Raw genomic sequence first — 16520 nt, forward strand, 5'->3', positions numbered from 1 at the left:
CGCTCGACGCAACGCCGGGCCTGCCCATCACGTCAGTTTGCCGTGACAATGCTTGTACTTCTTGCCGCTACCGCACGGACACGGATCGTTGCGGCCGACTCTCGGCACTTCGCCTGCCTGCCCGCCGTGACTCGCCGCATGGCCGGCCATATCGGCCGTCGCTTCCGCCACCGCCGCGCCTGCTGCCGTGGCCGTGGCAGCCGCGGTGAAATCGGCATGCTGATATTCGACGTGATCGAGATGGCCTCCGCCCTGCTCCTCGATCTGCTCGGCCGCCTCCTCGAGCTGCTCGGGCGACTGGATTTGCACGTTCATCACGATCCGCGTGACTTCGAGCTTGATCGCATCGAGCATCGCGGCGAACAGCTCGAATGCCTCGCGCTTGTATTCCTGCTTCGGGTTCTTTTGCGCATAGCCGCGCAAATGGATCCCCTGGCGCAGATGATCGAGCGCGGCGAGATGCTCGCGCCATAGGCGATCGAGCGTTTGCAGCATGATCGAGCGCTCGAACGCGTTGAACGACTCGCGGCCGACGAGAGCGACCTTCGCCTCGTAATGTTCGTCGGCTGCCGTCGTGACAGCGTCGAGGATCTCGTCGGCGCTGATCGACGACGACTCGTTCACCATTTCCTGGATCGCGAGATCGAGTTGCCAGTCCTGGCGCAGCGCCTCTTCAAGCTCGGGAACGTCCCACTGCTCCTCGATGCTGCCCGCCGGCACGAACTGCCGGACCACATCGGCGATCACCCCATGACGCATCGCGCCGATCGTCTCGGCGATGTCGTGCGCCTCGAGCAGTTCGTTGCGCTGCTGGTAGATCACCTTGCGCTGATCGTTCGCGACGTCGTCGTATTCGAGCAGTTGCTTGCGAATATCGAAGTTGCGCGCTTCCACCTTGCGCTGCGCCGATTCGATCGAGCGCGTGACGATGCCCGCTTCGATCGCCTCGCCCTCCGGCATCTTCAGGCGGTCCATGATCGCGCGCACGCGGTCGCCCGCGAAGATGCGCAGCAGCGGGTCCTCGAGCGACAAGTAGAAGCGCGAGGAGCCCGGATCGCCCTGACGGCCTGCGCGGCCGCGCAACTGGTTGTCGATACGGCGCGACTCGTGCCGCTCGGTGCCGATGATGTGCAGGCCGCCCGCCGCCTTGACCTGCTCGTGCAGCGTCTCCCACTCGTCGTGGAGTTGCTGGATGCGGCGTGCCTTCTCGTCGGCCGGGATCGTGTCGTCGGCCTCGATGAACGCCGCCTGCTTCTCGGCGTTGCCGCCAAGCACGATGTCGGTGCCGCGGCCTGCCATGTTCGTCGCGATCGTGATGCGCTTCGGCCGCCCGGCCTCGGCGACGATCGCCGCCTCGCGCTCGTGCTGCTTCGCGTTGAGCACCTCGTGCGGCAGCCCCGCCTGCTTGAGCAGATGCGACAGCAGCTCCGAATTCTCGATCGACGTGGTGCCCACCAGCACCGGCTGGCCGCGCTCGTAGCATTCGCGGATGTCGCGGATCACCGCGTCGTAGCGCTCTTTCGCGGATTTGTAGATCTGATCCTGCTTGTCGATACGCTTCGGCGGCCGGTTGGTCGGGATCACGACCGTCTCGAGACCGTAGATCTCGTTGAATTCGTAGGCTTCGGTGTCCGCGGTACCGGTCATCCCCGACAGCTTCGCGTACATCCGGAAATAGTTCTGGAACGTGATCGACGCGAGCGTCTGGTTTTCGCTCTGAATCTTCACGTGCTCCTTCGCCTCGACCGCCTGGTGCAGTCCGTCGGACCAGCGGCGGCCCGGCATCAAACGGCCCGTGAATTCGTCGACGATGATCACCTCGCCGTTCTGCACGACGTAATGCTGATCGCGATGGAACAGCGTATGCGCGCGCAGCGCCGCGTACACGTGGTGCATCAGCGTGATGTTCTGCGGCGCATAGAGGCTTTCGCCATCGCCGATCAGACCCCACTCGGCGAGCATCCGCTCGGCCTTCTCGTGCCCCGATTCGGTCAGGAACACCTGGCGGCCCTTTTCGTCGAGCGTATAGTCGCCCGGCTTCTCGATGCCCGTACCGTCCGCCTTCTCCTCGCCGATCTGGCGCTCGAGCAGCGGCGGCAGCGCGTTCATCCGCACGTACAGCTCGGTGTGGTCCTCCGCCTGGCCCGAGATGATGAGCGGCGTGCGCGCCTCGTCGATCAGGATCGAGTCGACTTCGTCGACCACCGCGAAGTTGAGCGGCCGCTGCACGCGCGCGCCGGTCTCGTAGACCATGTTGTCGCGCAGGTAATCGAAGCCGAATTCGTTGTTCGTGCCGTACGTGATGTCGGCCGCGTATGCCGCCTGCTTCTGGTCGTGCTCCATCCCCGACAGATTGATGCCGACGGACAGCCCGAGGAAATTGTAGAGCCGGCCCATCCACTCGGCGTCACGCTGCGCGAGGTAATCGTTGACCGTCACGACGTGCACGCCGCGGCCGGCAAGCGCATTCAGATAGGCGGCAAGCGTCGCGACGAGCGTCTTACCCTCGCCCGTGCGCATTTCGGCGATCTTGCCGTAGTGCAGCACCATCCCGCCGATCAATTGCACGTCGAAGTGGCGCATTTTCAGCACGCGGCGGCTCGCCTCTCGGCACACGGCAAACGCTTCGGGCAACAGCTTATCGAGCGTCTCGCCGCCCGCGATGCGCTGACGGAACTCCTCTGTCTTGCCGCGCAACTGGTCGTCCGTCAGCTTCTCGATCTGCGTTTCGAGCGCATTGATCGCCGCGACGGTCTTTTGGTATTGCTTGACGAGCCGCTGGTTGCGGCTGCCAAAAATTTTCTGGAGAAAACCGGTTGTCATCGGATCGGGTTTGCGTCGGTGCAAGGCCCCGGAGCTGTGAACGACGTCGTCCCGGCACCTGAGCCTCGGCGGCTGAGCGTAGAGGTAAATTCAAACGACGAATTTTAGCACGCGCACTACTACGCACCGGAGACTTCGGCGGCAGGCGCAGCGGCCACGATTTGCGCTTGGCACCGAGCGCAGACGTGCCGGGCGGCGCGCGGGCGCGCCGAGGTACAATCGGCGCATTGCCGCACCGCCCGGCCGCGCGAGCCGCCGCGCGCGAGCTGCCTGCTCTCCACCATGAACCGACCTCCGAAGCATCAGCATTTCACCCACTGGGCGCGGCCGCAAGCGGCCGCCGACGTGCTCAAGCGCACCGATGCGTTCGCCGCGTTGCGCGCGGGCGTCGAGCAGGTCTCCGCGCTCGAGCGGGATCTCGCCGCATTGCTCCCCGATTACCTGGCCAACCATGTCGAACCGGGCTTCATCAAGGACGGCGCGCTCGCGCTCTTCGCCGCGCACAACGCGCTCGCCGCGCGGTTGCGGCAAGTCGAGCCGCGCCTGGTCGCAGACTTGCAGGCGCGCGGCTGGCCCGTGGCGTCGCTGAAAATCAAGGTCCGGCCGCGGCCCGCGCCCGAACCACCGCCGATCAAGCAGGCGCGGATGTCGCAGGCGGGCGCGGACGCGCTGCGCCGCCTCGCGGATACGCTCGAGCCGTCACCTTTGCAAGCGGCGCTCGAACGAATGGTCGCACGTCACGCAAAAGCACCGCGATGACCGGCGCGGGCGCGCCCGCCGGCCGGCGGTTCGCGCTGCCGCTGCGCCCAGCCCGTCAGCCGCCCGCGCACCCCGTTGCGGCTCGATGCATATCGCCGTCAGTGAACCTGCGTCCGGTTCCGCCGGGCAGGCCCGAGCGCCAAACCAAGGCGCGCCCCAAAAAGAAAAGCGGCCCGCAGGCCGCCTTTGCGATTTCCGCCGCGCTTTTCAGCGCGCTCAGCACATCACGCAAATGCCGTTTGCGCATCGAAGCCGAAGCCGTTCGGCGCGGCCTTCGGATCGTCGAACGTGACGATCTCGTAAGCGTCCTCGTGCGCAAGCAACTCGCGCAGCAGCGCGTTGTTCAGACCGTGGCCCGATTTATACGCGGTATACGACGCCAGCAGCGGATGGCCGACCACATAGAGATCGCCGATCGCGTCGAGCATCTTGTGCTTGACGAATTCGTCGTCGTAACGCAAGCCGTCGTTGTTCAGGATACGGTATTCGTCGAGCACGATTGCGTTGTCCATGCTGCCGCCGCGCGCAAGCCCAAGCTCACGCATCATCTCGACCTCGTGCGCGAAGCCGAACGTGCGCGCACGCGCGATCTCGCGCACATACGACGTATTCGCGAAATCGACCTCGAGCGCCTGGCCCGTCTTATCGACGGCCGGATGGCGGAAATCGATCGTGAACTTCAACTTGAAGCCGAAGTACGGTTCGAGCCGCGCGAACTTGTCGCCGTCGCGGACCTCGACGGGCCTCGTCACCTTGATGAACTGCTTCGGCGCATTCTGCTCTTCGATGCCAGCCGACTGGATCAGGAACACGAACGACGCCGCGCTGCCGTCCATGATCGGGATTTCCTCGGCGGTCACGTCGATATACAGATTGTCGATCCCCAGGCCCGCACACGCGGACATCAGATGCTCGACCGTCGATACGCGCACGCCGTCCTTTTGCAGCACGGATGCGAGCCGCGTGTCGCCGATCGACAGCGCCGATGCGGGAATGTCGACGGGCGTCGGCAGATCGACGCGCGAGAATACGATGCCCGTGCCGGGCGCGGCGGGACGCAGCGTCAGCTCGACCTTGCGCCCCGAATGCACGCCGATGCCGACGGTCTTGACAATCGATTTGATAGTGCGCTGCTTCAACATGGTGACAGTCTTCTTGATTGAGATTTTCAATCAGGAGTTTTATTTGATAGATGAGATTATAGCGTAATTCCCTATTTCTCGCCGTGCCGATCAACGTTTCAAACTGTTTCGACGCATTACCCTGACGAATGCGAGACGGGCCGGCGCCCGGAACGGAGGCGTTCCCGGTCGTCGGCCCGTGTTACAACTTCGCAGCCGGCGCGCCGCTGCGTTGCTCAAAGACAACGGCGGGCAACGGCACCGCGCATGTTCAGCGCGTCAAACTCGCCAGCACGCTTGCTGCATCGCTGACTTCGAACTTGCCCGGCATATCGACGAACAGCGTCTTGACCACGCCGTCATCGACCACCATCGCATAGCGTCGGGAACGCGTCCCCATGCCGCGCGCGGACAAATCCTGCGTAAGACCCAGCGCATGAGTGAAAGCCGTGCTGCCGTCCGCCATCATACGCACCTTGCCCGCGGTGTGCAGATCGCGTCCCCAAGCGCCCATCACGAATGCGTCGTTGACGGCAACGCATCAGATCTCGTCGATACCCGCCGCGCGCAACCGCTCGGCATGTTCGACGTAACCCGGCACATGCTGCGTCGAGCAAGTCGGCGTGAACGCGCCCGGCAATCCGAAGATCGCCACGCGCCTGCCCGCCGTCTGCTCGCGCACGCTGAAGGCGTTCGGCCCCAGCGTGCAGCCCACGCGCGCGTCGTCGAGATACTCGAAGAGTTCCGCGTCGGGCAGCGTGTCGCCCACTCGAATCATTGCTGGTTCTTCCTCTTGCGATACGGCCATTTGCAACAGACGACGCGGCCCGGCCAGCCTCGCACGAGCGAAGCGGGCAATGCGCCCGGCCCGGCGTCGCAAGCGACGCGGCCTGTGATGAGCCGTTTCATCCGTCACGTCGGCCCGTGCCGCGCGTGCATCACGCGGCGCGAAGCAGCTCGCGCGTCAGTCGGCCTGCTTGCGCAGGAAAGCCGGAATGTCGTAGGTGTCGACACCCTTCTCCTGCAGCGCCTGCACGTGCGATGCGGCCGTCTCGCGCGAATTGCGCCATACGGCCGGCGTATCGAACGCGCCGTAGTCGCCAGTGCTCACGTGATGCGAGTTTGCGTAGCCGTGCTGTGCCGCGGCGACCGGCTGGTTGTCCGTACCGGTGCGCAGCAGCGTCATCGGCGCCGATTGCTGCTTCTTCACCGCGCGGCCCAGGCCGGTGGCCACCACCGTCACGCGCAACGCGTCGCCCATCGCGTCGTCGTACACCGCGCCGAAAATCACCGTCGCATCTTCCGCCGCGTAGCTCTTGATCGTGTTCATCACTTCGCGCGTTTCCGACAGGCGCAGCGAACGGCTCGACGTGATGTTGACCAGCACGCCGCGCGCGCCCGACAGATCGACGCCTTCGAGCAGCGGGCTCGCCACCGCCTGTTCCGCCGCAAGGCGCGCGCGATCGACGCCTGCGACCGTCGCCGTGCCCATCATCGCCTTGCCCTGCTCGCCCATCACCGTCTTCACGTCTTCGAAGTCGACGTTCACGAGGCCATCGACATTGATGATCTCGGCAATGCCCGCGACCGCGTTATTGAGCACGTCGTCGGCGCACTGGAAGCACTTGTCCATCTCGGCGTCGTCGCCCATCACTTCGAACAGCTTGTCGTTCAGCACGACGATCAGCGAATCGACGTGATCTTCCAGCTGCTGCGAACCGGCTTCCGCGACGCGCATGCGCTTGCCGCCTTCGAACTCGAACGGCTTGCTGACCACGCCGACGGTCAGAATCCCCATCTCCTTGGCGATCTGCGCGACGACGGGCGCCGCGCCGGTGCCGGTGCCGCCGCCCATGCCGGCCGTAATGAACACCATGTGCGCGCCGCGCAGCGCGTCGGCGATGCGCTCGCGCGCCTCCTCGGCCGCCGCGCGGCCCATTTCCGGTTTCGCGCCGGCGCCGAGGCCGGTGTTGCCGAGCTGAATCACGGACGGCGCGCGCGAACGCGACAGCGCCTGCGCATCGGTATTCATCACGACAAAATCGACGCCCTGCACGCCTTTGTTGATCATGTGCTGCACGGCGTTACCGCCCGCGCCGCCAACGCCGATCACTTTGATGATCGTGCCGTTGGTCTCGGTTTCCAGCATTTCGAATTCCATCATTGCCTCCGTCAAGAAAATAACCGCTATTCGGCCGTTATTCGGCGAAAGATCGGGCAACCTTCCGTCGCGCGCCGGCCGCCGGCACCGGCGCGTATTGCGAAACCGCTTTGAAGAAAACACTGGGCCGCCCAGGTTTTCCCGCTTTTCGGATCTGGCGCACGCCGCCCGATCCGAACGTGTTTAAAAGTTGCTGAGGAACCAGTCCTTCATCCGCGAGAAGATCTGGCCCGCGGAGCCGGATTGCACCGCGACCTTGCGCCCGCGCATGCGTTGCGCGCTGCCTTCGACGAGCAGGCCCATCGCTGTCGAATAGCGCGGATTGCGCACGACGTCGGCCAAGCCTCCCGCGTATTCCGGCGCGCCGATGCGCACCGGCTTCAGGAAGATGTCCTCGCCCAATTCGACCATGCCCGGCATCATCGCAGCACCGCCTGTCAGCACGACACCAGAACTGAGTAACTCTTCGTAACCAGACTCGCGCACCACCTGCTGCACGAGCGAAAACAACTCCTCGACGCGCGGCTCGATCACGGCCGCGAGCGCCTGCCGCGACAGCGTGCGCGGCCCGCGCTCGCCCAGGCCCGGCACTTCGACCATCTCGTCCGGATCGGCGAGCGCCTGCTTCGCGATTCCATAGCCGACCTTGATGTCTTCCGCGTCCGGCGTCGGCGTGCGCAGCGCCATTGCGATATCGCTCGTGATCTGATCGCCCGCGATCGGGATCACCGCGGTATGACGGATCGCGCCTTCGGCGAAGATCGCAATGTCGGTCGTGCCGCCGCCGATATCGACGAGCACCACGCCGAGATCCTTCTCGTCCTCGGTCAGCACCGCAAGCGACGATGCAAGCGGCTGCAGGATCAAATCGTTCACTTCGAGCCCACAGCGGCGCACGCACTTGACGATGTTCTGCGCGGCGCTCACCGCGCCCGTCACGATATGGACCTTCACCTCGAGCCGGATGCCGCTCATGCCGATCGGCTCGCGCACGTCCTCCTGGCCGTCGATGATGAATTCCTGCGTGAGGATGTGCAGCACCTGCTGGTCGGTCGGGATGTTGATCGCCTTCGCGGTCTCGATTACGCGCGCAACGTCCGTCTGCGTGACCTCCTTCTCCTTGATCGCGACCATCCCGCTCGAATTGAAGCTGCGGATGTGGCTGCCGGCGATCCCGGTGAAAACGTTCGTGATCTTGCAGTCGGCCATCAACTCCGCTTCCTCGAGCGCGCGCTGAATCGATTGCACGGTGGCCTCGATGTTCACCACCACGCCTTTCTTCAGCCCCTTCGACTCGCTCTGGCCGAGGCCGATCACCTCATAGTGACCCTCGCCCTTCAGCTCGGCGACGACGGCCACCACCTTCGACGTACCGATGTCGAGGGCAACCAGCAGATCCTTGTAGTCTTTGCTCATAGAGTGCTCTTGCGTGTGATGTCGTGTTACTTCTTGCCTTTGTCGGCGTCGCTCAGAAACCGCATGCCGGCCGCCCGGATCGCAAACCCGTTCGGGTAGCGCAAATCCGCATACTCGATATCGCCGCCCCAGCGGCGCGTGACGGACGGCCACGCGGAGACGAGGCGGCGGACCCGGTCCGACAGCGTGTCGTTGTTGCGCTCGCGGCCAAGCTCCACCTGCATGCCATTGGACAGCTTCACCGTCCATGCGTAACGCGGCGACAGCGTCACTTCCTCCGGCGTCGCGTTGAGCGGCGCAAACCATTTGACGAAATCGCGATAATGCGCGACCACCTCCTTCGCGCTGCCCTCCGGCCCATCGAACGCGGGCAATTCGTCTTCGAGTTCGCCCTGATTCGCGGTAAAGAGTTCGCCGTCTACGCTCACGAGCTGATCGTGGCCCCAGGTGCCGAGCGGCTTGTATTCCTCGAGTGTCACGGCCAGCGCGTTTGGCCAAACCCGCCTCACGCTCGCATGGCGCACCCACGGCATCTGCTCGAACGCGGCGCGCGCGAGATCGAGATCGACGGTGAAGAAATTGCCCTTGAGCCGGCCGACGACACCCGCGCGCACGGTCGGCGTGTTGATGTGCTCGGTGTCGCCGTCGATCCGGATCTCGCGCAATGCGAACGCCGGGCGCTGGATCAGCCAGTAGCAGCCGGCCGCCGCCAACACGAGCAGCAGCAGCGCGTACAACGCGCTGGCGGCAAGGTTCAGTTGGCGAACGTTATTCCACATGGTTCAAATCCGGTCCCGCATCCAATCAATCGAGCGTCAATGACAGCACTTTCACGACCAGCTCCGAATAGCTGATGCCGACCGCGCGCGCCGCCTTCGGCGGCAACGAGTGATCGGTCATCCCCGGCGCGGTGTTGACTTCGAGGAAGTACGGATTGCCGTCGGCATCCAACATGAAATCCGCGCGGCCCCAATCGGTACAACCGAGCACGTCGAACGCGCGGCGCGCGAGGCGTTTGAATTCCGCTTCCTTCGCCGCGTCGATTCCGCACGGAATCAGGTACTGCGTATCGTCCGCGACATACTTCGCGTGATAGTCGTAGAACTCGCCGGCGGGCACGATCTTGATGAGCGGCAGATCGAGATCCGCGGCAATGCACGCGGTGTACTCGCCTCCGCCTTCGATGCTCTTCTCGACAATCACGATCTTGTCGTGTTTCGCCGCCTCCGCCAGCGCGGCAGGCAACGTATCGGCGCTTTTTACCTTCAGCACCGCGACGCTCGAGCCCTCGCTTGCCGGCTTCACAAAGAGCGGCAAGCCGAGCTTCGCGACGATGTCGTTCGCGCGCGCCGTGTAATCGTCGCCGCGCATGACGGTCTCGAACGGCGGCGTCGGAATCCCCGTTTGCTGCCAGACGAGCTTCGTGCGGAATTTGTCGAGCCCGAGCGCTGAGCCGAGCACGCCGCTGCCCGTATAGCGAATGCCGTAAAAATCGAGCGCGCCCTGGATTTGGCCGTTCTCGCCATAACCGCCGTGCAGCGCGTTGAATGCACGCGCGAAGCCCTCGTCCTTCAGCGCCGACAGCGGCCGCTCGGCCGGATCGAACGGATGCGCATCGATGCCCGCGTCGCGCAGGCCTTGCAGCACCAGCCGGCCGGAATTCAGTGACACCTCGCGCTCGGCGGATTGCCCGCCGAGCAGCACTGCCACCTTGCCGAAACGTTTCGGATCGATCCCGCTCATGTCATCCCTTCTGTTGTGTGTCTCGCGCGAGCTTGCCCGGCACCCCGCCGATCGAGCCCGCCCCCATCGTAATCACCACGTCGCCCGCCGTCGCGATGCGCGCGATCGCCTCGGGCAGTGCGTCGATCGTGTCGACGAACACCGGCTCGACCTTGCCCGCCGCGCGCAGCGCGCGAGACAGCGCGTCGCCGTTCGCGGTCGGAATCGGCGCTTCGCCCGCCGCGTACACTTCGGTCAGCACGAGCGCGTCGACCGTCGACAGCACGTTGACGAAATCGTCGAAGCAATCGCGCGTGCGCGTGTAGCGGTGCGGCTGGAACGCGAGCACGAGCCGGCGGCCGGCAAACGCGCCGCGCGCGGCGGCGATCGTCGCCGCCATCTCGACCGGATGGTGACCGTAATCGTCGATCAGCGTGTACGCCCCGCCGTGCGCGAGCGGCACTTCGCCGTAGCGCTGAAAACGCCGGCCGACGCCGGTGAATTCCGAAAGCGCCTGCTGGATCGCCGCGTCGTCGACGCCGAGATCGGTCGCGATCGCGATCGCCGCGAGCGCGTTCTGCACGTTGTGCAGCCCCGGCAGATTCAACACGACGGGCAGCGGCGCGCGCCCTTCGCGCCGCACCGTGAAATGCATCCGGCCGTCGCGGGCCTCGACCTGCTCCGCGCGCACCTGCGCGTCCGCCGCGAGCCCATAGCGCACCACGGGCCTCGAGATCAGCGGAATGATCTGACGCACGTTCGGATCGTCGACGCACACGACCGCGCTGCCATAGAACGGCAGCCGCTGCGTAAACTCGATGAACGCCTGCTTGAGCCGCGCGAAATCGTGGCCGTAGGTATCCATGTGATCGGCGTCAATGTTCGTGATCACCTCGATCACCGGATACAGGTTCAGGAACGACGCGTCGGACTCGTCCGCTTCGGCGACGATGAAATCGCCCGTGCCGAGCCGCGCGTTCGCGCCCGCGCTCGTCAGGCGCCCGCCGATCACGAACGTCGGATCGAGCCCGCCTGCGGCGAGCACGCTCGCCACCAGGCTCGTCGTGGTGGTCTTGCCGTGCGTGCCGGCGATCGCGATCCCCTGCTTCAGGCGCATCAGCTCCGCGAGCATCACCGCGCGCGGCACGATCGGCACGCGCAGACGGCGTGCGGCGAGCACCTCCGGATTGTCCGAGCGCACCGCGCTCGACACGACCACCGCATTCGCACCTTCGATGTTCGCCGCGTCATGGCCGATCGACACGCGCGCGCCGAGCGCCTCGAGGCGCTCGGTCACCGCGTTGCGCGCGAGATCGGAGCCGCTCACCTGGTAACCCAGGTTCACGAGCACTTCGGCAATGCCGCTCATGCCCGCGCCGCCGATTCCGACGAAATGAATATGTTTGACGATGTGTTTCATTGCTTTCCTTCCAGCCTCGCGCCCGCCGCCGCCGCGCACACCTGCGCGACTTCGTCGGTGGCGTCCGGCTTGGCGAGCGAGCGCGAACGCTCGGCCATCGCCGCAAGCGACTGCCGTGACTGGCCGCGCAACCAATCGGCGAGCAGTTGGGCCGACAGGTCGCGTTGCTGCACCAGCACTGCCGCGCCTTGTTCGGCCAGGAACGCGGCGTTGGTCGTCTGATGATCGTCGACCGCATACGGAAACGGCACGAACAGCGCCGCCACCCCCACCGCCGCGATTTCCGCGACCGTCATCGCGCCGGAGCGGCAAATCACCAGATCGGCGCTCGCATACGCGCTCGCCATGTCGTCGATGAACGGCACAAGCTCGACGTCGCGGCCGGCCGCGAGCCCGGCTGCCGCGTAATTCTCCCTGAGCGTATCGATGTGTTTCGCGCCCGCCTGATGGACCACTTGCGGCCGCTCGCCGGCAGCGAGCAGCGCCAGCGCGCGCGGCACGACCTCATTCAATGCCGCGGCCCCCAGACTGCCGCCGACGACGAGCAGCTTGAGCTTGCCGCTGCGCGCCGCATAGCGTGCTTGGGGTGATTCCGTGCGCGCAAGTTCCGCACGAATCGGATTACCCGTCCATTGCGCATGCGGCAACGCGCCGGGAAACGCTACGAGCACGCGCTTCGCAAGCTTCGCGAGCACCCGGTTCGTCAGTCCCGCGATCGAATTCTGCTCGTGCAGCACGAGCGGACGCCCCGTCAACGTCGCCATCAGACCGGCCGGAAACGTGATGTAGCCACCCATGCCGAGCACGACGTCGGGCTTCACGCGCGACAGCGCGCCCAAACTCTGCGCACACGCGCGCAGCAGATTGAACGGCAGCGCGAGCTTCGTTTTCAGCCCTTTGCCGCGCAGCCCGCCGAAGTTCACATATTCCATCGGGATGCCGTGCTTCGGCACGAGCGTCGCCTCCATGCCGGCCGGATTGCCGAGCCAAACGACCCGCCAGCCCTGCGCCTGCATCCGGTGCGCGACCGCAAGCCCCGGAAACACGTGGCCCCCGGTGCCGCCCGCCATCACCATCAGCGTGCGCTGCGCCGCGCTCATACCTTCCCTCCGCGCATCAGCACCCTGTTTTCATAATCGACGCGCAACAGCACCGCCAGCGCGACGCAGTTGAGCAGAATGCCCGAGCCGCCATAACTGACGAGCGGCAAAGTCAAGCCTTTGGTCGGCAGCAAGCCCAGATTCACGCCCATATTGATGAACGCTTGCGCGCCGAACCAAATGCCGACGCCCTTTGCCATCAGGCCCGCGAACGTGCGGTCGAGCGCAAGCGCCTGACGGCCGATCTCGAACGCGCGGCGCACGATCCAGTAAAAAAGCAGGATCACGACGAGCACGCCAATGAAGCCCAACTCCTCGCCAATCACCGCGAGAATGAAGTCGGTATGCGCTTCCGGCAGATAGTTGAGCTTCTCGACGCTGCCGCCGAGGCCGACGCCGAACCACTCGCCGCGCCCGAACGCGATCAGCGAATGCGTGAGCTGATACGCCTTGCCCTGCGCATAGCGCTCGTCCCACGGATCGAGATACGCGAAGATCCGCTCGCGCCGCCACGGCGAAAGCCAGACCAGCATCGTGAACGTGCCGACCGCGGTCGCGACGAGGCCGCCGAACAGCTTGCCGTTCACGCCGCCGAGGAACAGCACGCCCATCGCGATCGCCGCGATCACCATGAACGCGCCCATGTCAGGCTCCAGCAGCAGCAGCGCGCCGACGAGGCCCACCGCGCACGCCATCGGCAAGAAGCCTTTCGCGAAGCTTTGCATGTATTCCTGCTTGCGAACCGTGTAGTTCGCCGCATAGATCGTCACCGCGAGCTTCATGATCTCCGACGGCTGCATGTTCGTGATGCCCAGCGGAATCCAGCGGCGCGCGCCGTTCACGCCCTTGCCGACATGCGGAATCAGCACGATCACGAGGCCGACGAGCGCGATCAGGAACAGATGCGGCGCATATTTATCCCACGTCGAAACCGGCACGCGGAACGCGATCACCGCCGCGACGAACGCGACGACGAGCGACACGACGTGACGCAGCAGGAACGCATAATCGTGATACGACGCGTATTTCGGCGAATCCGGCATCGCGATCGAAGCCGAATACACCATCACGACCCCGAGTCCAAGCAGCGCAACGGCAACCCACAGCAGCGAATAGTCGAAATCGAGCATGCGCGAGCGAGTCGGGCGCGCGCCGTTGACGACGCTTGCGAGCCCCGTCGTGATGCGCGACGAACCGGACGCGCCCCGGGCCGCCGAGCGCGATGCGCCGCCGCCCGCGTCGCGCGCGTTGTTGAAACGGAAAACGAAGCGATCGGACCAGCTCATAACGTCGTTCCTTTTTCCAAGGCGATGTCTTCGACCGCGCTACGGAACACGTCGGCCCGATGCGCATAATTCCTGAACATATCGAGGCTCGCGCATGCGGGCGACAGCAATACCGCGTCGCCCGTCTGCGCGAGCGCGCTCGCCGCGCGCACCGCCGCCTCGAGCGTCGCATGCTCGGCAAGCGGCACGCCGGCATCGGCCAGCGCCGCGCGGATCGCGCCCGCGTCGCGGCCGATCAGCATCACCGCACGGCACCAGCGCGCGACGGGCGCCGCGAGCGGCGCGAAATCCTGACCCTTGCCATCCCCGCCCGCGATCAGCACCGCGCGCTGCGCCAGCCCGTCGAGCGCGGCGACGGTCGCACCGACGTTGGTGCCCTTGCTGTCGTCGACGTAATCGATGCCGTCGAGCGTCGCGATCACCTCGACCCGGTGCGGCTCGCCCCGGTATTCGCGCAAGCCGTGCAACAGCGGCGCGGCCGGCAGATCGATCGCGCGCGCGAGCGCATAGGCGGCGAGCGCGTTTGCCGCGTTATGCAACCCACGGATGCGCAACGCGTCGGCGGGCATCAGGCGCTTCATGCCGATATCCGGCATGCGCGCGGCGTCCTGTCTGCGGCGCCGCGACGTCGGGGCGCCCGCGTCGGCCGCGTCGCGGTCGACCGCCTCGACAAGCCACGCGATCCCGTTGTCGCGCGACAAACCGTAATCGCCGTCGGCGCCCGGCTCGTTCAAACCGAACGTGACGGCGCGCGGCGCATCGGCCGCCGCGGGCGCGGGCGCGAACTTCATCACCTCGGCGTCGTCGCGGTTCAGCACGCGCACCGTGCGCGGCCCGAAGATCCGGCCCTTCGCGGCCGCGTAGGCGACAAAGCCGCCGTGCCAGTCGAGATGGTCCTGCGTGATATTGAGAATCGCCGCGGCGTCGGGCGCGAACGTATGCGCGGTTTCAAGCTGAAAGCTCGACAGCTCGAGCACCCAGACGTCCGGCAGCGCGGCCGCGCCGATCGCTTCGGCGAGCTTGTCGAGCATCGCCGGGCTGATGTTGCCCGCCACCGCGACCTTCCTGCCCGCGCGTTCGCACAACAGTCCCGTGAGGCTCGTCGTGGTCGTCTTGCCGTTCGTGCCGGTAATCGCGATCACCTTCGGTACGTAGCCGCTCGCGCCCAGCGCCTTCAATGCCTGCGCGAAGAATTCGAGTTCGCCCCACACCGGCACGCCCCGTTCGCGCGCGGCAGCGACGAGCGGCGCGACGTCATCGGCAAGCGGCGACAAGCCGGGGCTCAGCGCAACGAGTTCGATCCCGCCGTCGAGCAGCGCCGGCGCAAACGCACCGCCGACGAATTCGGCGTCGATTCCCGCAGCGGCAAGCGCGTCAAGATTGGGCGGGGTCTCGCGCGTATCGGCAATGCGCAGCCGGCACCCGTGCGTCGCGCACCATCGCGCGATCGCGAGGCCCGATTCGCCGAGCCCCAACACGAGCACCATCGGCCGCTGCCGATCTCCGAACATCTCGCCAAACATCCTGAGCTTCCCTTTACCGCAGCTTGAGGGTGGACAAACCGAACAGGCAGAGCATCAACGTGATGATCCAGAAACGCACCACCACCTGCGTTTCCTTCCAGCCCGACAACTCGAAATGGTGATGCAGCGGCGCCATCTTGAAGATGCGCCGCCCTTCGCCGTAACGGCGCTTCGTGTACTTGAACCACGTGACCTGCAGCATCACCGACAGCGTCTCGGCAACGAAGATGCCGCCCATGATGAAAAGCACGATTTCCTGTCGCACGATCACGGCGACCGTGCCGAGCGCGCCGCCCAGCGCGAGCGCGCCGACGTCGCCCATGAACACCTGCGCGGGGTGCGTGTTGTACCAGAGGAACGCAAGCCCCGCGCCCCCCATCGCCGAGCAGAAGATCAGCAGCTCGCCCGCGCCCGGAATGTGCGGAAACAGCAGATATTTCGAATAGACGGCGCTGCCCATCACGTAGGCGAACACGCCGAGCGACGCGCCGACCAGCACGACCGGCATGATCACGAGGCCGTCGAGGCCGTCGGTCAGGTTCACCGCGTTGCTTGCGCCGACGATCACGAAATACGTGAGCGCGATGAAGCCCCAGACGCCGAGCGGATAGCTGATCGACTTGAGAAACGGCAGCAGCAGATCCGCGCGCGCGGGCAGCCCCATCGACAGCCCGCTTTGCACCCACGCGATGAACAGATCGAACACCCGCGCGTTATTCGCCTCGGACACGCTGAATGCCAGATAAACGGCCGCGAAGAGGCCGATCACCGATTGCCAGAAATACTTCTCGCGCGACGACATCCCGCGCGGGTCCTTGTAGACGACCTTCCGGTAATCGTCGACCCAGCCGATCACGCCGAAGCCGAACGTGACGAGCATCACGATCCAGATGAAACGGTTCGTCAGATCGCCCCACAGGAGCGTCGCGACCGCGATGCCGATCAGAATCAGCACGCCGCCCATCGTCGGCGTGCCCGATTTCACGAGATGCGTTTGCGGACCGTCCTTGCGCACCGCCTGGCCGACCTTCATCTCGGTGAGCTTGCGAATCACCCACGGACCACAGACGAGGCCGATCACGAGCGCCGTGATCGTGGCCATCACCGCCCGGAACGTCAGGTACGTGAACAAGCGCAAAAAGCTTGCGTCACTTTGCAGCCATTGCGCCAACGCCAGCAGCATGCTCTT

12 protein-coding genes and 1 pseudogene are annotated in these 16520 nt (G+C 65.5%); 1 reads left to right on the forward strand and 12 read right to left on the reverse strand.

From position 1 onward, the window contains the following. Positions 1–27: 27 nt before the first annotated feature. Positions 28–2823 carry a preprotein translocase subunit SecA gene (gene secA / locus BSIN_RS16505; protein ID WP_089341309.1) on the reverse strand — a complete coding sequence of 932 codons (2796 nt, stop codon included), beginning with the start codon at positions 2821–2823 and terminating at the stop codon, positions 28–30. Positions 2824–3105: 282 nt separating this feature from the next. On the opposite strand from secA, the gene BSIN_RS16510 reads away from it, so the two are divergent. Further along, complete coding sequence (locus BSIN_RS16510) at positions 3106–3582, forward strand: DciA family protein (protein WP_089341310.1); 477 nt, start codon at positions 3106–3108, stop codon at positions 3580–3582. 224 nt (positions 3583–3806) lie between these two features. Here BSIN_RS16510 and lpxC read toward each other — a convergent pair whose 3' ends face one another. From lpxC to mraY, 11 genes and pseudogenes are all read right to left on the reverse strand, one after another. Continuing rightward, positions 3807–4724 (reverse strand): UDP-3-O-acyl-N-acetylglucosamine deacetylase, encoded by a 918-nt coding sequence (lpxC, locus tag BSIN_RS16515; RefSeq protein ID WP_059569006.1) that lies wholly within the window; start codon positions 4722–4724, stop codon positions 3807–3809. Between the two features lie 250 nt (positions 4725–4974). Continuing rightward, positions 4975–5481: pseudogene (locus BSIN_RS16520) on the reverse strand (peroxiredoxin). A 186-nt stretch (positions 5482–5667) separates the two neighbouring features. Further along, a complete protein-coding gene (ftsZ, locus tag BSIN_RS16525; protein ID WP_059516068.1) occupies positions 5668–6864 on the reverse strand; it encodes a cell division protein FtsZ in 1197 nt (398 codons plus the stop codon). A 183-nt stretch (positions 6865–7047) separates the two neighbouring features. Further along, positions 7048–8280: a cell division protein FtsA gene (ftsA, locus tag BSIN_RS16535; protein ID WP_059515773.1), complete on the reverse strand. Its 1233-nt coding sequence runs from the start codon at positions 8278–8280 to the stop codon at positions 7048–7050. 26 nt (positions 8281–8306) lie between these two features. Continuing rightward, positions 8307–9059 carry a cell division protein FtsQ/DivIB gene (locus BSIN_RS16540; RefSeq protein WP_069233746.1) on the reverse strand — a complete coding sequence of 251 codons (753 nt, stop codon included), beginning with the start codon at positions 9057–9059 and terminating at the stop codon, positions 8307–8309. Between the two features lie 25 nt (positions 9060–9084). Next, positions 9085–10023 (reverse strand): D-alanine--D-alanine ligase, encoded by a 939-nt coding sequence (locus tag BSIN_RS16545; protein WP_089341311.1) that lies wholly within the window; start codon positions 10021–10023, stop codon positions 9085–9087. Position 10024: 1 nt separating this feature from the next. Continuing rightward, a complete protein-coding gene (gene murC / locus BSIN_RS16550) occupies positions 10025–11422 on the reverse strand; it encodes a UDP-N-acetylmuramate--L-alanine ligase (protein ID WP_059515768.1) in 1398 nt (465 codons plus the stop codon). Continuing rightward, entirely contained in the window at positions 11419–12522 is a 1104-nt protein-coding gene (gene murG, locus BSIN_RS16555; RefSeq protein WP_089341312.1) for an undecaprenyldiphospho-muramoylpentapeptide beta-N-acetylglucosaminyltransferase, read from the reverse strand. The genes murC and murG overlap by 4 nt, the downstream gene beginning before the upstream one ends. After that, positions 12519–13808 (reverse strand): putative lipid II flippase FtsW, encoded by a 1290-nt coding sequence (ftsW, locus tag BSIN_RS16560; RefSeq protein WP_059515764.1) that lies wholly within the window; start codon positions 13806–13808, stop codon positions 12519–12521. The genes murG and ftsW overlap by 4 nt, the downstream gene beginning before the upstream one ends. Beyond that, positions 13805–15319 carry a UDP-N-acetylmuramoyl-L-alanine--D-glutamate ligase gene (gene murD, locus BSIN_RS16565; RefSeq protein WP_089341320.1) on the reverse strand — a complete coding sequence of 505 codons (1515 nt, stop codon included), beginning with the start codon at positions 15317–15319 and terminating at the stop codon, positions 13805–13807. Before murD ends, ftsW begins: the two co-directional genes overlap by 4 nt. A gap of 25 nt (positions 15320–15344) precedes the next feature. Further along, complete coding sequence (gene mraY, locus BSIN_RS16570) at positions 15345–16514, reverse strand: phospho-N-acetylmuramoyl-pentapeptide-transferase (RefSeq protein WP_059515762.1); 1170 nt, start codon at positions 16512–16514, stop codon at positions 15345–15347. Positions 16515–16520 lie beyond the last annotated feature (6 nt).

The sequence above is a fragment of the Burkholderia singularis genome (assembly GCF_900176645.1).
Lineage (GTDB): Bacteria > Pseudomonadota > Gammaproteobacteria > Burkholderiales > Burkholderiaceae > Burkholderia > Burkholderia singularis.